We start from the raw sequence: 22,320 nt of genomic DNA, 5'->3' as shown, positions 1-22,320 counted from the left end.
TGATGATTATTTAAATTTGGGATTCAGACAAAGCAGCAGAAGAATTTGTTGAATGTGTTTGAATGTGCTTGAGTCTGTTTCAATTTATGGTGCGAGAGTTTGTTGTAGAAAAAGCGCAAAAAAGTGTAAAAAGAATGAATGGTTTTCTTGACTATTCATTTTTTTTATGAAATTATGGAAACCTTTCCATGTGTTTAAAAGATGAATATTGTTTCATCCGTATCTGAATAACTGTGTCAAATATTTGTGAATGGTGGATGCTGAAATTCAGATAGTTTGTAGTCTATAGGATAGTAGAGTCGCAATGCGTTGGTGATTTAAGTTTGGACTGATGCAAAGCGCCCGTGGGGGCATGGCTACGGGATTCCATGGATGCTGCAGATGTCTGGCTAATGTTTACAAATAACCTGGGCTGCGGGGGAGTAATCAGTTCATTCATCATGATCCATGGAGCAGACAGCAATTGGTGGGGACGTAGGACGAAGTTTGCAATAAGCGAGTATAAAAAATTCTGAGTAGCAAATACTCAAAATTTTTTAATCGCAATTGGAAACCTTTCCAAATAATTTTAATTTGAATCAACTTTAGATTGAGCAAGCAAAATATGAGCAAAAATCTTCTTCATGCAGTTCCGTCACTTGTTACGCAGTTGCAGCGCACAGATTTTAACAGCGATTTTTTATGGGGTACGGCAACCTCTGCCTATCAAATAGAAGGCGCAGCAGCGACAGATGGTCGCGTTCCATCTATCTGGGATAGTTTTTGTGAGCAAGCAGGGACCATACGTGATGGCAGCAGCGGAACGGTAGCCTCTGACCATTACCATCAATGGGCTGAAGACCTGGATATTGCTCAGAGCCTTGGCAGCAATGCTTACCGTTTCTCTATCTCCTGGCCACGCATATTTTCCGGGCCAGACAGCAAACCAAATCCTGAGGGGCTGGCATTTTATTCGCGTCTGGTTGATGGCATGCTGGAACGCGGCTTGCAACCCTGGGCTACCCTGTATCACTGGGATTTGCCACAATACCTGCAAGACCAGGGCGGCTGGGCATCACGCGATACCGTGCATGCCTTTGTTGAATTTGCCGATGTCATCACTGAACATCTGGGTGACAGGGTCAAACACTGGATCACCCACAATGAACCATGGTGCACGGCCATGCTGGGTCATGCTGACGGAATACATGCGCCAGGCATCAAGGACTTCAAGACAGCAATCCAGGTTTGTCATCATGTATTGCTGTCGCACGGCCTGGCAACACCCGTCATACGGGCCAATGTTGCGGATGCGAGAATAGGTCTGGCATTGAATCTGCATCCTATCTCTGCCGCCAGTGACAAGCCTGAGGATTTTGCGGCTGCCAGGCTGCATGATGGCTTGCGCAACCGCTGGTATCTCGATCCGCTGTATGGCCGGGGTTATCCTCAGGATGTCTGGCAGGCGCTGGGAGATTATGCCCCGGTAGTACAGGAAGGTGATCTGCAGGCCATGGCAGTTTCCACTGATTTTCTGGGCGTGAATTTTTACTTTCCAGAAATCATAGAACACGCACCCGGTGCATCGCCACTGAACACGCGCCTGGTTGATGCAGTAGGGGTGGAACGCACGGCATTCGGCTGGGAGATCGCGCCAGAAGGCATGACCAGTTTGCTCAAGCGCATACAGGACGATTACCAGCCGCATGCCATGTACATCACCGAAAACGGCGCAACCTATGATGACCATCTTGATGAAGACGGCCAAGTCAGGGACGAATTGCGCCGCGATTATCTGATACGCCATCTGCTGGCTGTCAAAGAGGCAATACGCCTGGGTTGCCAGGTCAAAGGTTATTTCCTCTGGAGCTTGCTGGATAACTTCGAATGGGCAGAGGGCTGTTCGCGCCGTTTCGGCATCGTATATGTCGATTTCATCACGCAAAAACGCACGCCAAAACTGAGCGCGCATTGGTACCGCGACTTCTTGCTGGAAACAGGAAAAGCAAAAGACGCAACGACCACGGCAAAGACAGCAACTGTCGCAACGCAGCAAAGCCAGGAATCTTCAGCGGCATAGGTAAAAAAAAGACAGATCAAAAGACAGACAAAAACATAGACGCGATCAATATGCCTGCCAGCTTGCAGGATAAAGCTGTCTGTATCTGAATTACATATTCATTGACAAAAAGAAACGGGGGTAGCACTATGTTTTTTCGATAAATTTGGAAACCTTCCCATTAAAATATTTGAGTTTGAATATTTCATCATGGGTGATGCAGGACAGTGTTTTCAGCAGTACATGTGCATGGTGCAAAGACGCCAGCCAAAACAAAAATACCAGTAAGACGCGCATGCAAGATCATGTGCGGACCACGGCGACCGCTAGTGAGCTTCACTACCGTCAACCGATAACTGAAAAAAATATGGGAGACATGATGTTTCATCAAATAACCAAGCGTACCCTGATCAGCCTGGCTGTCGCCAGCGCCTGCGCGCAACTGACAACTTATGCATGGGCACAAGATCAGGAAAGCAGCAAAACGGCAGAAGTAGAAAGCAAGTCCAAAGCAAAAAAATCGGATGCTGATAAATCTGAAGTACAGGAAGTCACCGTTACCGCCACCCGCCGCGCCACCTCATTATTGAAAACACCATTGGCAGTTACCGCCTTCAGCCAGGAAAAACTGAGCAAACAAGGCATTACCAACTTGTCTGGCATCTCTGGCGAATTGCCCAATGTGCAGATGGATGGCCAGGCCAATGACTCAGCAGTCAAGATCACTATACGCGGTATTACCGCCACCAACTTTACCGAGATTGGTGATCCCTCGGCTGGCCTGCATATCGATGGGTTGTATTCGCCACGCCCACAAGGTGCGCAGGCCCTGATGTTTGACCTGGATCAGGTAGAAGTCTTGCGTGGCCCGCAAGGCACTTTGTTTGGCCGTAATTCGACTGCGGGTAGTATCAATATCATCCCGGCCAAGCCGGAATTTGGTTCTACTTACGGTAGTGCCTCATTTGAAACAGGCAGTCTGAATCTGCGCAATCTCAATGTCATACAGAATATTGCAGTCGGAGACAATCTGGCCCTGCGTGCCACCTTGATGAAAGTCACCAGGGACAGCCCGTTCAATCAGATGCAGGATTTCTCGGAAGCGAATATCCCTGCACTGGGCTGGAAGCCGGATGGCATACCTGACGTTACCCAGCGCTTCAACAGCAAAGTATCCAAGGCTGATGGCTACAACAACCAGAACCAGTGGGCGGGCCGCCTGGCAGCCAGGCTGAAAGTCAACAGCGACCTGGAATGGCAACTCGCGTATGAACATTTCCAGGATTCTGGCGCTGGCTACATAGGCATGCGAGATTGCGACCAGTCCGCTGGCACGCGCTGGGCCTGTGTGCGTGGTCAATATGATGTGCTCATCAATGTGCCGGGCAAAGTGGACATGTCGATAGACACGGTGCGTTCCAAAGCGCTGTGGAACGTGAACAAGAACACTTCGCTGGAATATGGCTTTGTCTATGCGAACCAGAAACGCAGTCAGGTGCATGATGATGACGGTGGTGTCTCGCCTTATGATTTTGAAGTCACAGGTCGCAATCCTGTCGATGGCAACTGGTCAGTCTGGCCTATCTCGGATAACCTCACGCGCACCCTGAATTCCAAATACCTGTCCACCGTCCATGAGTTGCAACTGAAGCAGAGCTTTGACAACTGGCAATATGTAGCCGGTGCATTCTGGATGCATGAAAAGAATGCCATCAATTTTGGCCAGGAACAGATGCACTATGGTCCTAACAATATCCCAATCAGTCAGTTCTACGCCCAGCCTGATCGCCAGATAGATTCCAAAGCCCTGTTCGCGCAGGCAGACTGGAAATTTACTCCGGTCTGGACAGCTACGGTGGGCGCACGCTACACACGTGATACCAAGACCGATGTAGGCGGTATGAACTATGGCGGCAATAGCTGGGGCGGCCAAAGCTATGGCTACTACAATGGCCTGTTTGACTATGGCACACCGGGTACTGACAGTTACCGTACACCAAACGGCAACCAGATCACTCCGCAAATGGGTACGCTGGGTGGTGCAGCAGCCTATTCAGGTTATGGTCCTGGTACCAATAATGACCATAGTGACAGCTGGAGCAAAGGCACATACCGCCTTGGCCTGCAGGCACAACTGACACCAAGCGACATGGTGTATGCAGCTTTGGCCACCGGCTATAAATCCGGCGGCTTTGGTGATCGTACCAATAAGTGTGGCCAGACCACCTGTGTGTATGGTGACAATAAAAAAGAGCAGATCACCTATTTGACCTACAAGCCAGAGACCGTCACCAATTTTGAATTGGGATACAAAGGAAAATTGCTGGATAACCGTCTGGCCTTGTCTGTGGTTCTGTTCGCCATGCAGTATAAAGACATGCAGCAAACCGGCAGCAACTTCCTGGCGAAGGTCACTACGCCAGACAACCTGCCTTGCCCTTCATGGGCACCGACTTGCGATGTAACAACGGCGTGGCAAACCGTCAACGTCGCCAAGGTCAATTTGTCAGGTATAGAAACCGAGTGGGATTATCGCCCATGGCCGGGTGCCAAACTCGGCGGCTTCTTCAGTTATCTTAAAAGCGTGATCCATGATTACGATTCTTATGATGATGGCTATGCCTGTGACCAGCGTGCAGAATTCGGCGCAGTTCCCTGCCCGGCAGTTTATCTGGGTACCGATGACAGATTGCGTGGTCGCCGTGCCTATAACCTGGAAGGCAATCAAATGCCGAATGCGCCCAAGTTCACCTTTGGCATGAACTTCTCGCAAGAGTTTGCACTCGACAATGGTTATACGCTGACGCCATGGATAGGCATGCGCTGGCAAGACAAAGTGTATTTTGATTTGCGCAATTTCGATAACGCCCATATCGGCCTGACACAAAAAGCCTATGCCAAGGGAGATCTGTCGCTGAAGCTGGTAGCGCCAAACGACAAATGGTTTGTCGAAGCCTATGTGCGTAACTTCACTGATGCCAAGGCCAAGACCAATGGCTGGAATGCAGGTGGTGGAAAAATGGGTGCGAGTTATATAGACCAGCGCTCTTTTGGTATCAAGGTTGGTGCGAGTTATTAAGCAATGAAGACCTGATGGATGCATGCATCATCCATCAGGTTTTTTGATTTTGCAATGAGCAAAAACGGCAGACAGCATGAAAAAACAGATATCTTTGCCAGCATGTTTGACTTACCTGAGTTTATTGCTGCTCACCGCTTGCGGTGGCAGCAGCAATCTTGTGCAAACACAAGTTGCACCCAGTTTGCAGCACGGCTGGGAACTGGTCTGGGCCGATGAATTTGCCGCTGACAAACTGGACTTGCAAAGCTGGCAGATAGAAAGCGGCGGGCATGGCTGGGGTAATCATGAACTGGAAAACTACACGGCCCGCAAGCAAAATCTCAGGCTGGAAAACGGCATGCTGGTCATTGAAGCCAGGCAAGAAAAATCAGGTGGCAGTGATTACACCTCGGCGCGCATCAAGACCGCTGGTTTACGCGAATTCACCTATGGCCGTTTCGAGGCGCGTATCAAGATACCGGCAGGCCAGGGTGTCTGGCCGGCATTCTGGTTGCTGGGTGCGGAGGCTAGTGCCGCTGGCTGGCCAGAGCGCGGCGAAATCGACATCATGGAAAACATAGGCAAGGAAGCCGCTACCAGCTACGCTACCTTGCATGGGCCGGGCTATTATGGAGCTACTGGCTTTGGTGGTTCAAAAAAACTCGCACAGGGCAAACTGGCTGATGATTTTCACATTTATTCTGTCGAGTGGGATGCTACGCAGATACGCTGGTATCTTGATGGCCAGCTATATCATCAGGCCAGCCCCGCGACCGTGCCGGGCAAGTGGGTATTTGACCATGGATTTTTCATCATCCTGAATCTCGCGATAGGTGGTGAATGGCCAGGCGCGCCAGATGCAAATACCATATTCCCGCAACAGATGCTGGTAGATTATGTGCGCGTATATAAAAGAAAGACCTGAGTAAAAATTCGACGTATAAACTAAGTATCATCAATAAAGAGACAAAAGCGAATCAGCAGATTCCTTCCATAATAAAGAGCACACCATGATGAAATTGAAGCGTAAGAGTATACAGATCAGTTCTGCCATCCTGCTGGCATACGGAGCAAGCCACGCCTTTGCGGCAGACACGGCAACCCAGTACGGACCGGGCAAGATGCCTGACAAGAATCTGGCAGCGTGGCCGCAAGTCCAGAGCGTCATCCGCAAAGACCCAGCTATCGAGGCAAAGGTCGCGACCATCGTCGCAGGCATGACGCTGGAACAAAAAATAGGCCAGATGACGCAACCGGAAATCAAGGCCATTACACCGGATGACGTACGCCGCTATTACCTGGGCTCGGTCCTGAATGGCGGCGGTAGCTGGCCAGACCGCAATAACAAACATGGCACGGCGGCAGACTGGGTTGCCCTGGCAGATAAATATTATGAAGCTTCGATGGCGACTGACATGGCAGTCAAAGTGCCCGTGGTCTGGGGCATAGATGCGATACATGGCAATAGCAATGTGTATGGTGCGACCCTGTTCCCGCACAATATCGGGCTGGGAGCCGCGCATAACCCGCAACTGGCGGCGCAGATAGGCCGTTCCATGGGCAAGTCTGTGCGTGCCACCGGCATCGCCTGGGTGTTTGGCCCTACGCTGGCGGTAGTGCGTGATGACAGATGGGGGCGCACTTATGAAAGTTTTTCTGAAGACGGTGCACTGGTGCGCCAGTATGCGGGTGAATATGTCAAAGGCTTGCAAGGCTCCTTCATGGATGATGGTAATGTGATTGCCACTGCCAAGCATTTCATGGGCGATGGCGGCACTGACCAGGGCAAGGACAGGGGTGTGAATCTATCTACCAATGCGCAGATGCTCAATACGCATGGGCAAGGCTATCTGACTGCCCTGGCCGCAGGCGCACAAACCGTCATGGCATCCTACAATAGCTGGAACGATAAAGCCTCAGGCGCAGATTACGGCAAAATGCACGGCAGCAAAGCACTACTGACAGATGTACTCAAAACCAAAATGAGTTTTGATGGCTTTATCGTCACCGACTGGAATGGCATAGCAGAAGTACCCGGCTGCCGCAATGACAGTTGCGCGCAAGCGATCAATGCCGGTATAGATATGGTCATGGTACCGGATGACTGGAAAGCCTTCATCAGCAACACCATTGCCCAGGTCAAGTCTGGCGAGATACCCATGAGCAGGATAGATGATGCAGTAACCCGCATCATCCGCGTCAAATTACGCACTGGTCTGTTCGGTAAAAAGCCTTCTGACAATACCTATGCAGGCAAGCAGGATGCCTTGCAAGACCGCGAGCTGGCCAGGCAGGCCGTACGCGAATCTCTGGTCTTGTTGAAGAATGATGGCGCGACTTTGCCACTGGCACGCAACAAGAAAATCCTGGTGGTAGGCAAGACTGCGGACGATATCTCCAACCAGACTGGTGGCTGGTCACTGACCTGGCAGGGTACGGATAACAAGAATGCAGACTTCCCGAATGCTGATTCCATAGTGACAGGCATCAAGGCAGCCGTAGGCGAAGCCAATGTCGAGTTCAGTGCTGATGCCAAGGGTGTAGATGTCAGCCGCTTTGATGCCGTGATTGCCGTCATTGGCGAAACACCGTATGCAGAAATGTATGGTGACATAGGCCCCTCTGGTAACTTGCGTCATAGCAGCCGCTACCCGGAGGACCTGGCGGTGCTGCAGGCAGTGTCTGGCAAGGGCAAGCCGGTAGTGACCTTGTTTGTCTCTGGCCGCCCGCTGTATGTGAATGACCTGTTGAACCTGTCTGACAGCTTTGTCGCTGCCTGGTTACCTGGTTCAGAAGGCAAGGGCGTGGCCGATGTCCTGTTCCGTGCTGCAGATGGCAAAGTGGCGCATGACTTCAAGGGCACACTGTCGTTCTCATGGCCAAAATCTGTTTGCCAGACCAGCCTGAATTTTGATGAGGCTAACTATTCACCTCTGTTCAAACTTGGTTATGGTCTCAATTATTCCAGCAAGACAAAAACAGGTAAGCTCGATAGCAAATATCCATCCGGTGGTTGCGGCGTGACAAATGCTTATCCAGTATTCAATCAGGCTGACCGTGCGACTTATCCTCTGTATGTTGTCAGTGGCAATGAGCAGCAGGCAGTGGGAGCAGACCTGAACCGTGTACTGAATATGAAAGGCATCAGCATACAAACCTCGCAAGTGAACAGCCAACAAGATGCCAAGCTGATTAGCTGGAGTGGTGCAGCGCGCGTGGAAGCGCGGGCGGCGCAAGGCAAAGCCATACCTGCCTTCGCCACAAAAGATGGTGCATTGAGTTTTGACACTATCGTAGCTACTGCACCTGCAGGTACGGTTAGTTTGTCCATGCATTGTGGTAATCACTGCAGCGCCAGTGTGGATGTGACCGAAGCCTTCAAACGCCTGGCTGGCAAAAAAGAAAAACAGACGATCAAAGTTCCCTTGTCCTGCTTCACGACCAAAGGCGTCAAGCTTAACAGTGTGGATGTGCCATTCAGCATCAGCAGCACAGCCGCTTTCAGCGCTGCCTTTACGAATATACAGATAGTTGGTGGCGCAGCCAAAGAACCGGACGCCTTGAATTGCGCAGAACTGAAATGATGTCCAGTCAGAAGACCAATCAGCTTTACCCGCGCCTGCTGGCCGATATAGGCGGCACTAATGCCCGCTTTGCGCTGGAAACCGCAGAGCGTCAGTTTGAGGCAGTCAGCGTGCTGGCTTGCGCTGACTATCCTGGTTTGCCTGATGCAATTAAAAGCTATCTCGCCAGCGACGCGGTCAGGCAGGTACAGATCAGGCATGAAGCACGGATAAGAAATGCAGCCATCGCTATCGCCAACCCCATTGATGGCGATAGCGTGCGGATGACCAATCATCACTGGAGTTTTTCCATCTCTGCGGTACGCGCGCAACTCGATTTCAGCAGCCTGCTGGTCATCAATGACTTCACTGCACTTGCAATGGCCTTGCCCTATCTCGATGCCAGCCAGTTGCAGAAAATTGGTGGTGGTGTGGAGATGCCGGGCGGCACAATAGGGTTGATCGGTGCTGGAACGGGGCTGGGTGTGTCCGGCATTATCCCCTCTGGCAATTCCTGGGCAGCTTTGTCCAGTGAAGGCGGGCACGCCAGCTTTGCACCAGCCAACCGTGAAGAAATGCGCATACTCGAATCGCTGTGGCAGCAATATGAACATGTCTCGGCAGAACGCCTGTTGTCAGGCAAGGGGCTGGAATTGATTTGTGCCGCTATTTCTGGCAAGACGATGGACGCCGCGGATATCACGCGCCGCGCACTTGATGGCAGTTGCGCAGATTGCCTGCGCACGGTTGAACATTTCTGCGCCATCCTTGGCAGTATGGCAGGCAATGTCGCGCTCACACTTGGGGCGACTGGCGGCATGTATATTGGTGGTGGCATCGTCCCCAGGCTGGGGGCTTTGTTTGCCGTATCGGCATTTCGTCAGCGCTTTGAAGCCAAGGGGCGGCTCAGCAGTTTTCTGGCGCAGATACCGACTTATCTGATTACTGAAGAATATCCGGCTTTCCTCGGTGTATCAGCCATGTTGGCAGATCATCTTGGCAAGCAAGAAAAAATTTAATAAGGAGCTACATCTTGGAAACTTCATTACCGACAACCGCTGCCGTCACATCTGACGGCAATGCCAGAAGCCAGACCAGCTCTCTCGTCATTGTGACGATTTTATTTTTCATGTGGGGTTTTTTGACCTCGCTCAATGATGTGCTGATTCCGCACTTGAAATCCATTTATACCCTCAGTTATGTACAAGCGACGCTGGTGCAGTTTTGCTTCTTTGGCGCCTACTTTATCGTGTCCTTGCCTGCCGGTATGCTGATCAAAAAAATTGGCTACCAGCATGGCGCAGTGACTGGCCTCGTCATTGCCGCTACTGGTTGCGCCATGTTCTACCCTGCATCCATGGGCAGTTATGCGCTGTTCTTGCTGGCATTTTTTGTACTGGCATCTGGCATCACGATTTTGCAAGTCGCTGCCAATCCTTATGTCACAGTATTGGGGGAAGCAAAAACAGCCTCCAGCCGCCTGACCTTGACACAAGCTTTTAATTCCCTGGGCACTACGGTCGCACCTATTCTGGGAGGCATATTGATTTTGTCTGGTGCTGCACTGACAGCAGTAGAGATCAATCAATTGCCAGCAGCAGAACAAGTTACATATCGGGCCAGCGCCGGTGCCGCAGTGCAAATGCCCTACCTGATGCTGGCGGGTGCCTTGCTGTTGCTGGCAGTCTTGTTTGCTTTTGCCCGTCTGCCTAAAATTACACATGTGGAAGAAGCCGGTGCCGCAGATAGCAGCGCCAGGACATCGGTGCTTTCACACAGTCATCTGCTGATGGGGGCGATAGGTATATTTCTGTATGTAGGTGGTGAAGTCAGCATAGGCAGCTTCCTCATCAATTTTCTTGGTGAATCTGACGTCGGTGGTCTGACACCAGCCGTTGCAGCGCATTATGTGAGCTTCTACTGGGGCGGCGCCATGGTGGGGCGCTTTATCGGTTTTGCGGTCATGCGTAAGGTCAGCCCAGGCAAGACCCTGGCATTCAATTCTGCGGCTGCCATCATCCTGATCCTGACGGCGATCTACAGCCATGGCTCAATGGCCATGTGGGCGATACTGGCAGTTGGTTTGTGCAATTCCATCATGTTCCCTACCATCTTCAGCATGGCCCTGAACAAACTTGGGCCTTTGACAGGGCAGGGCTCAGGTATTTTGTGCATGGCAATAGTTGGTGGTGCCCTCGTGCCTTTCCTGCAAGGCTATCTGGCTGACAGCATAGGTTTGCACACATCTTTCTATGTGCCTGCTGCCTGTTATACCTTCATCCTGTATTTCGGCATACGCTATGCCGGTATGTATTCAACGAAAGCAGACTAGTCACTTCTTCCTTACAGGGGAGATTCGGGAGCTTTGTGCTCCCGTTTTTTTATTTCCCTTGCGCTCAATGGGTATCATTTTTCATGATACCCCTATTTTAATTCCATATTTTCCACAAGCGCCTATTCGACCTACACTGTTAACACAGCAGATTTCAAAGGAAGTCGAAGAAGCGCTGCAGCGAAATTTCGAAAGCTTCTTTTGATGTCTCTTTGATCCGGACAAAAGGAAATTCAGGCATGGCCGTTGTATTTGACATAATCAAATACGACAGGCGTAATGTCTTGACATCGAATTTTGTCCAGGATTCGAATAAAATGGTAGTTATCACTACCAACGCAACGAGAGCCTATCTCTGATACCTCGCTATAGGCTCCGAGCAAAATTGTGTCTTACCGGATACAACGCATGCTCTTTGCGATCTAAATCACAAATTTTGGAGCCACCTTATGTCATCCGACACCACCCTGGAGTCTGCTGGACTCTCGTCCCTGCCGTCCGCCAAAGAAATCCATACTGAGCCTGTCCAGGATGCGCTCGAAGCCAGCCAGATTACTAGCCCCCCGCAATTGAACGATGTCCAGCTTGATGACAAGTACACATCAAATAGCGGCACTATCTTTCTGTCCGGCATACAAGCCCTGGTACGTTTGCCTATGATGCAGCGCCAGCGTGATCTGGCTGAGGGGCTGAATACGGCGGGATTTATTTCCGGCTATCGTGGTTCCCCGCTGGGTGGTCTGGATGAAACATTGTGGAAAACCAAAAAACTGCTGGAGCAAAACCATGTGCAGTTCGTGCCTGGCGTCAATGAAGACCTGGCCGCAACGGCAGTTTGGGGCTCGCAAACAGTAGATTTGATAGGCCCGGCCAAATACGATGGTGTATTTGGCATGTGGTACGGCAAAGGCCCTGGCGTCGATCGTAGTGCTGACGTATTCAAGCACATGAATCATGCGGGCACATCCAAGCACGGTGGTGTCCTGCTGGTGGCCGGTGATGACCATGGCGCTTACTCTTCAACGCTGCCACATCAGTCCGACCATATTTTCTCTGCCTGCATGATACCCATGCTCTACCCCAGCAATGTGCAGGAATACCTGGACCTGGGCCTGCATGCATGGGCCATGTCGCGTTTCTCTGGCTGCGCCGTTGGCTTCAAGGCGCTGGCAGATACCGTGGAGTCCACTTCCTCGGTGGATGCCGACCCTTTCCGCCTGCAAATCAAGATACCGCAAGACTTTGTCATGCCTGAAGGTGGTCTGAACACCCGTTTGTCTCTGGATACCCTGGGCATACAGGCGCGCAAGCAGGAAGCCCTGATGCAGGATTACAAGATCTATGCAGCCCTGGCTTATGCCCGCATCAACAAACTCAACCATGTCACCATAGACAGCCCGACTGCGCGACTGGGCATCGTCGCCTCTGGCAAGTCTTATCTCGACGTGCTGGAAGCGCTGGAAGAACTGGGCATTGATGAAAAATTCGCTGCCGAAATAGGCATACGCCTGTTCAAGGTATCCATGCCCTGGCCGCTGGAGCCTGATGGCGTGCGTGAATTCGCCCAGGGTCTCGATGAAATTCTGGTAGTCGAAGAAAAACGCCAGATGGTCGAGTACCAGCTCAAGGAACAACTATATAACTGGCGCGACGATGTGCGCCCGCGCGTCATTGGCAAGTTCGATGAAAAAGGCGAATGGGTACATCCTCGTGGTGAATGGCTGCTGACTTCCAAGGCTGATTTTTCGGTAGCACAAATTGCCCGCGTGATTTCATCTCGCATCGCCCGCTTCCATACCAGCGACCTGATCAAGGCACGCCTGGCATTTTTGGAAGCCAAGGATGTCGTCCTTAGCAAGCAAGTCAATACACCGGCACGCCCCGCTTACTATTGCTCAGGCTGCCCGCACAATACCTCCACCAAGGTGCCGGAAGGCAGCCTGGCACTGGCTGGTATCGGTTGCCACGTCATGGCAACCGCGATTTACCCTGAATTCAATAAACTGACTACCCATATGGGCGGTGAAGGTGCGCCGTGGATAGGGCAGGCCGCATTCTCGACCTTGCCGCATGTATTCCAGAACCTTGGTGATGGCACTTATTTCCATTCCGGGTATCTGGCAATACGCGCAGCCGTTGCTGCCAAGGTCAATATCACCTACAAGATTTTGTATAACGATGCCGTGGCAATGACGGGTGGTCAACCTGTTGATGGCATCATCAGTGTACCGATGATGGCGCAACAGATGGCGGCAGAAGGTGTCAAGCGCATCGCCCTGGTGACTGAGGATTTGTCACGTTACACAGACCGTTCCAACCTGCCCAGCTTTTTAACCCTGCATGACCGCAAGGACATGGATGCCGTACAACGCGAATTGCGCGAGATACCTGGCGCAACGGTGCTCATTTATGACCAGACCTGCGCCGCCGAAAAACGCCGTCGCCGCAAAAAAGGCGAATTCCCTGACCCTAATCAACGCATGTTCATCAATGAAGCAGTCTGTGAAGGCTGTGGCGACTGTGGCGTGCAATCCAACTGTACATCCATCATGCCGGTGGAAACAGAATTTGGCCGCAAGCGCAGCATAGACCAGTCGTCCTGCAACAAGGATTATTCCTGCGTCAAGGGTTTCTGTCCAAGTTTTGTCACGGTAGAAGGTGGCAAGCTGGTCAAATCCAAGACAGGCACGGCAAAGACCGATGATTTCGGCGCACTGCCAGAGCCACAATTGTCTGCCTGTGAAAGCTCTTACAATATCCTGTTGAACGGCATAGGCGGCACTGGTGTGATCACGGTCGGTGCCTTGCTGGGCATGGCGGCACATCTGGAAGGCAAGGGCGCGTCTGTGCTCGACATGACAGGCATGTCGCAAAAAAATGGCTCGGTGACTTCGCATATACGCATCGTCAACCAGGCTGGCAAATTGCGTGCACAGCGTATTGCGACTGGCGAAGCTGACCTGATCCTGGGTTGCGATATTTTGACAGCTGGCGCACATGACGCAATTTCCAAAATGCGCGCAGGCCGTACCCGCGCTGTCATCAATACCCATGAACAACCAACCGGCCCGTTTGCCAAGAACCCTGACTGGCAATTCCCGCTGGAATCCGTTGAGCACCTGATTTCTGAATCAGTTGGTGGCAATGTTGATTTCATCAATGCCACCAAACTGGCAACCGCATTGATGGGCGACTCCATCGCCACCAATTTGTTCATGCTGGGCTTTGCTTATCAGAAGGGCGCAATACCGGTATCTGAAACTGCCTTGCTGCGCGCGATAGAACTGAATGGTGTGGCGATCGAGGCCAACAAGAAAGCCTTCCTCTGGGGCCGCCGCGCTGCTGTAGATTTTGCCCGCGTAGAAAAAATCGCCATCCCTGGTCAGCCTGTCGTCATCCAGATGCCGCAAAGCCTGGATACGCTCGTCAAGCGCCGCATTGCGGTATTGACGGATTACCAGAACGCCGCTTACGCCCAGCAATATGTTGATCTCGTCGATAAGGTCCGCAAGGCGGAATCTGCATTAAATGCAGGTAACAAGTTCAGCATGGCTGTCGCCAAGTACGCCTTCAAACTCATGGCCTACAAGGATGAGTATGAAGTCGCACGTTTGTATACCAATGGCGATTTCACGGCAAAACTCAAGCAACAGTTTGAGGGCGACTTCAGCCTGAAATTCAATCTGGCTCCTCCTATCTTTTCAAAGAAAGACGGGCAAGGTCATCTGGTCAAGGCGCAATATGGTTCCTGGGTCTGGCAGGCATTCAAGCTGCTGGCCAAACTCAAGGGCTTGCGTGGTACGGCACTGGATATTTTTGGCCGCACAGAAGAACGCAAGGCCGAGCGCGCCCTCATTGTTGAATACACTGCACTGATGGAAAAGCTGGCTGCTGGTTTGAATGCAGACAATCTGGAACGCGCTATTGCTCTCGCGAGCCTGCCTGAAAAGATACGCGGTTATGGCCATGTCAAAGAAAAGGCCATGCAGGCGTATCATGCAGAGAAGGCAGTTTTGCTGAAGCCTCAAAATACAACAGTGATCAAGGAAGTGTCGCGCGTAGCCTGAACTGTGATGATGCAAGACTCACTTTATATAGAAGTGAGTCTTGCAGTGCATGTTGACTATTTTCTGCTGAATATTTGCTCAGTAACCGACCCCATCCTGGTGCAATTTTAATATGCTAAAAAAGCTCTTTTTTGTATTGATGGCAGTATCTGGCTTATGCGCTAGCGTTGCTAATGCAGCGCCAGTTTCGACTTTTCGTGTCTTTTTTCCCAGACTGGTGCTGGCTGTAGAAGATGGGGAACGTGTCACTCAGCTCAAACTGACACAAACCTGTGGAGAATTCTGGGGCCTGTCAGGCATACCCAAAGACTGGGGTGTAGAGATTGTCAGCCCCAGTTCTGGTAGTGCCAGTTTGCATGCCACTGCTGGTCATGGCGCTTCAAGCCTATTTGATTTGAAAAAATGGAATGGGGTAATACAAATATCAGGGACTCATTCCAGATGTCAAGACTTGAACGCAGTCATTACGACTGAGGCAGGCGAGCGTCGCAAGGAATATTATTTTTCCGGACGTGAGTTGCAACTACGTAAGTAAACGGAGTAAGAAATGCATATATTGCCAATTCATTAATGTCAAGAGTTGTATGGAATCGATGAATTGTCTGAAAAGCATGATCACAATTTTTAATTGACGTTTACGTTAACGTCATATAACTTAGCCTAACCCAAACATAGTGATTGTTGTTAAATAGCAATAATCATTGTGGTAAAACAAGACCGATGAGGAAGACATGACTGACCTGTCCGTTGCCCAGAACCTGACTGAATACAAACCTGCCAACAAAGTGCGCTTTGTTACCGCCGCTTCCCTGTTCGATGGCCACGATGCCTCGATCAATATCATGCGCCGCATTTTGATGGCGAATGGTGCAGAAGTGATCCATCTGGGCCATAACCGTTCGGTAGAGGAGATAGTCACAGCCGCCCTGCAGGAAGATGCCCAGGGCATTGCCATTTCCAGTTACCAGGGTGGCCATGTTGAATACTTCAAATACATGATAGACCTGCTCAAGCAACGCGGCGGTGCGCATATCAAGGTGTTTGGAGGTGGCGGTGGTGTCATCGTGCCGGAAGAAATCGCCGACCTGCATGCCTATGGCGTGACCCGTATTTTCAGCCCTGAAGATGGCCAGCGCATGGGCCTGGTGGGCATGATCCTGTCGATGATACAGGCTTGTGACAGTGACCTGTCCGGCTATGCACCGACAACGTTGTCCGTATTGCAGCAAGGCGATATCGCCGACAAACATCGCCCGCTGGCGCAATTGATTACCGCGCTGGAAAATGACAAGGTCGCGCCAGAATTGCGCACGCAATTGATGGATGCGGCAAAAGCCAGCAAGACACCAACCCTGGGTATCACGGGTACTGGTGGTGCAGGTAAATCTTCACTGACAGATGAACTGATACGCCGTATACGCCTGGACCAGGATGACCATCTGAACATCGCCCTGATTTCCATCGACCCGTCGCGCCGCAAATCTGGCGGTGCCTTGCTCGGTGACCGCATACGCATGAATGCCATCAACCCATGGAAGGGCAAGCTCAAGGTTTTCATGCGTTCACTGGCGACCCGTGAAGCAGGTTCAGAAATTTCACAAGCTTTGCCAGATGTCATTGCTGCCTGCAAGGTCGCCGGTTTTGACCTTGTCATCGTCGAGACTTCAGGCATAGGCCAGGGTGATGCGGCGATCGTGCCGCATGTTGATGTATCGATGTATGTCATGACACCAGAATTTGGTGCAGCATCACAACTGGAAAAAATCGACATGCTCGATTTTGCCGATTTTGTCGCCATCAATAAGTTCGACCGCAAAGGTGCACAGGATGCCCTGCGCGATGTCGCCAAACAATACCAGCGCAACCGCGAATTGTGGACACAAAAGCCAGATGAAATGCCAGTCTATGGCACGCAGGCTTCACGTTTCAATGATGATGGCGTGACTGCACTGTATCAAGGTATATTGCCAGCACTGGTGCAACGTGGTTTGCTGGCCAAACCCAGCAAGCTGGCAGCGATCAGCGTCAAATATTCCAGCGCCAAGAATGTCATCGTGCCACCGGCACGCAGCCGTTACTTGGCTGAGATTGCTGATACGGTACGCGCCTATCACAAGAATACCGGCAAGCAGGTCTTGATCGCCCGTGAACGCCAGCAACTGCAAGAGACCAAGCGCATGCTGTCAGTGGCAGGCAAGTCTACTGATTTTGATGACTTGATCACTGATCGCGAAAACCGCCTCGATGGCGAATCCAAAAAACTCATCAGTATGTGGCCGGACATGCAGGCTGCCTATGCGGGTGATGAATATGTCGTCAAGATTCGCGACAAGGAGATACGCACCCGTCTGGTACAACAGTCCTTGTCCGGTACAAAAATTCGCAAGGTGGCTTTGCCGCGCTTTGTCGATCACGGCGAAATCCTGCGCTGGTTGATGCTGGAAAACGTGCCTGGCTCATTCCCCTTCACAGCCGGTGTATTCGCCTTTAAACGTGAAGGTGAAGACCCTACCCGCATGTTTGCCGGTGAGGGTGATCCTTTCCGTACCAACCGCCGTTTCAAGCTGGTGTCGCAAGGCATGGATGCCAAGCGCCTGTCGACTGCTTTTGACTCTGTGACTTTGTACGGGGCGGACCCGGCAATACGTCCTGATATCTACGGCAAAGTCGGCAATTCCGGCGTCTCGGTCGCGACGCTGGAAGACATGAAGGTCTTGTATGACGGCTTTGACCTGTGTGATCCGGCGACATCGGTATCCATGACCATCAATGGTCCGGCACCGACCATACTCGCTTTCTTCATGAATACTGCGATTGACCAGCAGATGGAAAAATTCCGCGTTGATAACAAGCGCGAACCAACTGCCGATGAATCCGCCAAGATACGTGCCTGGGTATTGCAGAATGTGCGCGGCACAGTGCAGGCAGATATCCTCAAGGAAGACCAGGGACAGAACACCTGCATCTTCTCGACAGAATTCTCGCTGAAGGTCATGGGCGATATACAGGAATATTTCGTCCATCATCAAGTGCGCAATTTCTATTCGGTCTCCATCTCCGGCTACCATATTGCTGAAGCAGGCGCGAACCCGATTTCTCAACTGGCGTTCACATTGTCGAACGGCTTTACCTTTGTCGAAGCCTATCTGGCACGCGGCATGCACATTGATGATTTCGCAGCCAATCTGTCCTTCTTCTTCAGTAATGGCATGGACCCTGAATACACAGTACTGGGACGCGTGGCACGCCGTATCTGGGCAGTGGCCATGCGTGACAAATATGGTGCGAATGACCGCAGCCAGAAACTGAAATACCATATCCAGACCAGCGGCCGTTCCCTTCATGCACAAGAGATTGATTTCAACGACATCCGCACCACACTGCAAGCCCTGATTGCGATCTACGACAACTGCAACAGCCTGCACACCAATGCCTATGATGAGGCCATCACCACACCGACTGATGAATCAGTACGCCGTGCCCTGGCTATCCAGCTCATCATCAACCGTGAGTGGGGTCTGGCGAAAAACGAGAACCCTATCCAGGGCAGTTTCATCATCGAAGAGTTGACCGACATGGTAGAAGAAGCCGTCATGCAAGAGTTTGAACGCATCGCTGAACGCGGTGGTGTACTGGGCGCGATGGAAACCGGCTATCAGCGCGGCAAAATACAGGAAGAATCCATGCACTATGAACACCTGAAACATGACGGCACTCTGCCCATCATCGGTGTGAATACCTTCCGCAATCCTAAAGCCAATGACACGCCGCAAAAAATAGAACTGGCGCGTTCTACTGAAGAAGAAAAACAATCGCAATTGCAACGCCTGGCGGATTTCCATAGCCGTCATGCCGATGTGGCACCGAAGGCCCTGGCGGCTTTGCAGCAGGCGGCGATCAATAATGAGAATGTGTTTGCCAAACTGATGGATGCGGCGCGTGTCTGTTCGCTGGGGCAGATTACGACTGCGCTGTTCGAGGTTGGAGGACAATACAGACGCAACATGTGATGACACGCTGATAAATCCATTAAGCGGGCGCATTACTGCGTTGCAAATGCTCGCAATACCGACGTATTGCTGTGCTTTGCGCCTTGTACTGCATCCCACTGAATGAATTTCTCAGCGTGCCACGGATACGGTTTGCTGGTGGGCGGCGCTACGCGCGCCTTTGTAAAGCTTGATGCCTAATGAATTTCTTGATGTCCCTCGAAGTCCAGAGAAATTTCATTCGTTTAAAATATGAAATTTTGAGGATAGCTTTATGGACTTCGAATCAGTTTTCAAAACGTGGTTGGGCTTATCTCTTGCAGAAACCACTTCAGTTGAAATCAAAGCATACTCATTTAATTTGTTTGAAAATGCTAAAAATCAGAATTCAAAATTTGGCATTGAATTGATTGGTGCCGGTAGTTTTGATTCTGCTGACGCTGACTGGGCTTGCGATGAAGTGTGGCAGCCAGAAACCAGGGCAATTGATATACCTTTGTCTTTTTCAGGTCCCGAATGGGAAACCTGTTTATCCAGGATTGAAATTCTTGTCAGCACTTATCTCAAGCATGAGGCGGCAGCTAAAGTCTTGTTGGATAGTCGAGCTGTAGGTGTTGGTTTTGTAGATGGTGACCTATCGCTTTTGTGGCAGTCGCAATAATTCTTACTCGCGAGTGCTAAATGCTATCAGCAACAAATAATACGTGTGATTCATAAAAGCCCGGAACTTTCCGGGCTTCTTTGTTTTTTGCTCAGCGCCATTTATTGCTAGAATACCCATCTACATTTAATCTGGTCATGGCTGCGGTCTGCGGCTTTCAGGAGTATTTCATGCGTACCATTCTCGTTTTAGCTTGCGTCTCTATTCTTGCTGCCTGCAACAAACCTCCAGAACCCAAGGTGGAACCTAGTGCTTCGGCTAATTTTCTTTCCGAGCAGAAAGCGCAGCTGGACAAGGCTAAAGAGGCGGCGCAGTTGATGCAGCAGAAGGCGGATGAACAAAGGACGATTGTTGAGGTCCAAACGGGTGGGGCTGCTGCCAAGCCTGCGAAGGGTGATGCGGGCAAGTAATACTATTGCGAGGCACTTCGCAGCAGGCTGGTAAGCAGTGTGTGTTTTTCCTATGGGAGTAATTCATGTTGATTTCTTTTCGTCGTCTTGCTTTGATTGCCTGTCTTGGCCTGCCATTACTTGCTCATGCGCAATTGCCTGTGCAGGCCAATCCTGATCATGAAGCCATGTTGTCCAGTGCGGATACGCGGCTGGCTGCGAATAAGCGGCTGGTGTATGACTTTTGGCGTGAGGTGTTTGAGGGCGGTCACATGGAGCTGGCAGACAAGTATCTGGCCGAATCCTATATGCAGCACAACCCCGGAGTGGGGACCGGGCGTGCGGCATTTGTCGAGCTGTTTAGCAAATTCGTCAAACCCAAGGACATACAGGCCAGGGTCAAGGCCCCTTTGGTGGCGATTACTGCTGAAGGCGATAAAGTGATTTTGAGTTTTGTCAGTACCGTGCCAGATCCCAAAGATGCCAGCAAGAAATACACGACGACCTGGTTTGACATGTTCCGCATAGAGAATGGGAAAATTGCAGAACACTGGGACCCGGCTTTAAAAGACAGTCATTGAGAGGCATAAATAGTGTTGCATAAGAATTTGATTGCTGAGGCGGCATCTTTGCCAAGCGCCTGGCGTTCTGCCATCCTGGGCAAGGCTGGCGGTGCGCAAGTCAAGGTCTTGCGCATGGATGAATGTGATTATCCTGATGAAACCCATGACTTTACTGAAGCCTTGCTGGTGCTGGATGGGCAAATGAATCTCGACATTCACGGCGAGATTGTCGCTGTCAAAGCGGGTGAGTTGTATCTGGTGCCTGCCCATACTCCGCATGCCGTGGCAGCAGGAAGTAAGGGAACATTGGTTATCATTGATCAATAGATGTTTATGCTGGAATGAGTTTTGGCGGTAGCTTGTGCGCTTCATCCCCTTTTTAAACGGAGGCAGCATCATGCAAAAAATCACCCCTTTCCTCTGGTTTGATCATCAGGCTGAAGAAGCCGTACAGTTTTATCTCGACATATTCAAGGATGCAAAAATTCTCAGCATAGCCCATTATGGTGAAGGCGCACCCCTGCCCAAAGGGACAGTGCTGACCATCAAGTTCACCATGGCCGGGCAGGAGTTTGTCGCCCTCAATGGTGGTCCGCATTACAGCTTCACTCCAGCCATTTCTTTTGTCATCGATTGCGAGTCGCAGGAAGAAGTCGATTATTACTGGGACAAATTATTGGCGGGCGGTGGTAAAGAAAGCCAGTGCGCATGGCTTACTGACAAATACGGCATTTCCTGGCAGGTCGTGCCGAGGGCATTGATCAATTATCTCAATGATGCCGATCCGGCCAAGGCGCAAAGAGTCATGATGGTCATGTTCCAGATGAAGAAAATCATCATTGCCGACCTCGATAAAGCGTACGCAGGATGAGTTTGTAAAAAATGTAAATTTTGTAAATATTTCTACCTATATCCAAGTTTTGATTTTATTTATGTAAGATTGTCAGACCCCAATTTCAGCGTATGTATTGCTATGCATTGCTATGAATCGCTGATTGCCTGTCTATAAGCCACTTACATCCAAAGGTAAATAAAATTGAAACTACCAAAGCCATTGATTGCTGCGTCTTTTTTATTCGCCATGGCGGGGTTTGCCATGGCTGAGACCGTCGTCGTGAATCCTTACGGTAAATACCTCGAAGGTGAGGATGTGGAAGTGGAAATGGCGCAATTTGCTGGCAGAAATCCAGATGGTTTGTATGATATTTTGCTGAAGATGAAGGGGGCCGCGGCATTCAATGCCGGTATCGATGGCAAGACCATCAAGTACCGCGCAGTACATGGCGGTTCGGGTGTGGATTATCAACTCAATGGCAAGACACGTATGTCGCTAAGGCAAAATTCAGGTGGTTCTGCTTCGACTTATCAAGTGTTCCTCGATGGCAGAACAATTTCCATCAATGAGGTAAAAACAAAATCACAAGAAGTGCGCCCCCTGCATTTGCTGACTGCTTCGACGGAAGCGACGAAATAAGCTGCTCTAGCTATTTTAACCCTAAGCTATATTATCAATGCCTGTCCAGATGACAGGCATTTTCTTTTGCCTGCTTCCGGTGACGACGTCCAGCATATAAATACATTAATAGCTAAAATAGCTGCAATCTGTGTGCTGTCATTTGGTGGCACATATCGTTCATTTACAGGTCACTGAACGTTC

The 22,320-nt window shown here is 50.8% G+C and carries 15 protein-coding genes; all 15 read left to right on the top strand.

Annotation, left to right across the window (positions count from 1 at the left end; all coding sequences use genetic code 11):
* The first annotated feature begins 604 nt into the window (after positions 1-604).
* The gene (locus tag ACO0LN_RS13895; protein WP_422974684.1) at positions 605-2,059 is read left to right on the top strand and encodes a GH1 family beta-glucosidase; all 1,455 of its coding nucleotides are present in this window, start codon (positions 605-607) and stop codon (positions 2,057-2,059) included.
* A gap of 358 nt (positions 2,060-2,417) precedes the next feature.
* Entirely contained in the window at positions 2,418-5,117 is a 2,700-nt protein-coding gene (locus tag ACO0LN_RS13890; protein ID WP_422974682.1) for a TonB-dependent receptor, read from the top strand.
* A 76-nt stretch (positions 5,118-5,193) separates the two neighbouring features.
* Positions 5,194-6,024 (top strand): glycoside hydrolase family 16 protein, encoded by an 831-nt coding sequence (locus ACO0LN_RS13885; RefSeq protein ID WP_422974680.1) that lies wholly within the window; start codon positions 5,194-5,196, stop codon positions 6,022-6,024.
* A gap of 85 nt (positions 6,025-6,109) precedes the next feature.
* Positions 6,110-8,683, top strand: coding sequence for a glycoside hydrolase family 3 protein (locus tag ACO0LN_RS13880; RefSeq protein WP_422974678.1), 2,574 nt, complete (start codon positions 6,110-6,112; stop codon positions 8,681-8,683).
* Positions 8,683-9,681 (top strand): glucokinase, encoded by a 999-nt coding sequence (locus ACO0LN_RS13875; RefSeq protein ID WP_422974676.1) that lies wholly within the window; start codon positions 8,683-8,685, stop codon positions 9,679-9,681. The genes ACO0LN_RS13880 and ACO0LN_RS13875 overlap by 1 nt, the downstream gene beginning before the upstream one ends.
* A gap of 14 nt (positions 9,682-9,695) precedes the next feature.
* A complete protein-coding gene (locus ACO0LN_RS13870) occupies positions 9,696-10,994 on the top strand; it encodes a sugar MFS transporter (RefSeq protein WP_422974674.1) in 1,299 nt (432 codons plus the stop codon).
* Between the two features lie 449 nt (positions 10,995-11,443).
* A complete protein-coding gene (locus ACO0LN_RS13865) occupies positions 11,444-15,061 on the top strand; it encodes an indolepyruvate ferredoxin oxidoreductase family protein (RefSeq protein WP_422974672.1) in 3,618 nt (1,205 codons plus the stop codon).
* Between the two features lie 112 nt (positions 15,062-15,173).
* A complete protein-coding gene (locus ACO0LN_RS13860) occupies positions 15,174-15,596 on the top strand; it encodes a hypothetical protein (protein WP_422974670.1) in 423 nt (140 codons plus the stop codon).
* A 196-nt stretch (positions 15,597-15,792) separates the two neighbouring features.
* On the top strand, positions 15,793-19,071 hold the full coding sequence (icmF, locus tag ACO0LN_RS13855) for a fused isobutyryl-CoA mutase/GTPase IcmF (protein ID WP_422974668.1): 3,279 nt from the start codon (positions 15,793-15,795) through the stop codon (positions 19,069-19,071).
* A 253-nt stretch (positions 19,072-19,324) separates the two neighbouring features.
* Complete coding sequence (locus tag ACO0LN_RS13850) at positions 19,325-19,711, top strand: hypothetical protein (protein ID WP_422974666.1); 387 nt, start codon at positions 19,325-19,327, stop codon at positions 19,709-19,711.
* A 170-nt stretch (positions 19,712-19,881) separates the two neighbouring features.
* Positions 19,882-20,121 carry a hypothetical protein gene (locus ACO0LN_RS13845; protein ID WP_422974664.1) on the top strand — a complete coding sequence of 80 codons (240 nt, stop codon included), beginning with the start codon at positions 19,882-19,884 and terminating at the stop codon, positions 20,119-20,121.
* A gap of 65 nt (positions 20,122-20,186) precedes the next feature.
* Positions 20,187-20,681: a nuclear transport factor 2 family protein gene (locus ACO0LN_RS13840; protein WP_422974662.1), complete on the top strand. Its 495-nt coding sequence runs from the start codon at positions 20,187-20,189 to the stop codon at positions 20,679-20,681.
* A 12-nt stretch (positions 20,682-20,693) separates the two neighbouring features.
* Positions 20,694-20,990, top strand: a complete 297-nt coding sequence (locus ACO0LN_RS13835) for a cupin domain-containing protein (RefSeq protein WP_422974660.1) — start codon at positions 20,694-20,696, stop codon at positions 20,988-20,990.
* Positions 20,991-21,060: 70 nt separating this feature from the next.
* Positions 21,061-21,534 (top strand): VOC family protein, encoded by a 474-nt coding sequence (locus tag ACO0LN_RS13830; RefSeq protein WP_422974658.1) that lies wholly within the window; start codon positions 21,061-21,063, stop codon positions 21,532-21,534.
* A gap of 165 nt (positions 21,535-21,699) precedes the next feature.
* Positions 21,700-22,137, top strand: a complete 438-nt coding sequence (locus tag ACO0LN_RS13825; protein ID WP_422974656.1) for a hypothetical protein — start codon at positions 21,700-21,702, stop codon at positions 22,135-22,137.
* Positions 22,138-22,320 lie beyond the last annotated feature (183 nt).

The sequence above is a fragment of the Undibacterium sp. TC9W genome (genome assembly GCF_049339865.1).
Lineage (GTDB): Bacteria > Pseudomonadota > Gammaproteobacteria > Burkholderiales > Burkholderiaceae_D > Undibacterium.
This window is presented reverse-complemented; position numbering and strand designations above follow the sequence as displayed.

Bases quoted from the DNA above. Each gene is read 5' to 3' on its own strand.
- ACO0LN_RS13895 (WP_422974684.1), top strand. From the start codon at position 605: ATGAGCAAAAATCTTCTTCATGCAGTTCCGTCACTTGTTACGCAGTTG.
- ACO0LN_RS13890 (WP_422974682.1), top strand. From the start codon at position 2,418: ATGTTTCATCAAATAACCAAGCGTACCCTGATCAGCCTGGCTGTCGCC.
- ACO0LN_RS13885 (WP_422974680.1), top strand. From the start codon at position 5,194: ATGAAAAAACAGATATCTTTGCCAGCATGTTTGACTTACCTGAGTTTA.
- ACO0LN_RS13880 (WP_422974678.1), top strand. From the start codon at position 6,110: ATGATGAAATTGAAGCGTAAGAGTATACAGATCAGTTCTGCCATCCTG.
- ACO0LN_RS13875 (WP_422974676.1), top strand. From the start codon at position 8,683: ATGTCCAGTCAGAAGACCAATCAGCTTTACCCGCGCCTGCTGGCCGAT.
- ACO0LN_RS13865 (WP_422974672.1), top strand. From the start codon at position 11,444: ATGTCATCCGACACCACCCTGGAGTCTGCTGGACTCTCGTCCCTGCCG.
- ACO0LN_RS13860 (WP_422974670.1), top strand. From the start codon at position 15,174: ATGCTAAAAAAGCTCTTTTTTGTATTGATGGCAGTATCTGGCTTATGC.
- icmF (WP_422974668.1), top strand. From the start codon at position 15,793: ATGACTGACCTGTCCGTTGCCCAGAACCTGACTGAATACAAACCTGCC.
- ACO0LN_RS13850 (WP_422974666.1), top strand. From the start codon at position 19,325: ATGGACTTCGAATCAGTTTTCAAAACGTGGTTGGGCTTATCTCTTGCA.
- ACO0LN_RS13845 (WP_422974664.1), top strand. From the start codon at position 19,882: ATGCGTACCATTCTCGTTTTAGCTTGCGTCTCTATTCTTGCTGCCTGC.
- ACO0LN_RS13840 (WP_422974662.1), top strand. From the start codon at position 20,187: ATGTTGATTTCTTTTCGTCGTCTTGCTTTGATTGCCTGTCTTGGCCTG.
- ACO0LN_RS13830 (WP_422974658.1), top strand. From the start codon at position 21,061: ATGCAAAAAATCACCCCTTTCCTCTGGTTTGATCATCAGGCTGAAGAA.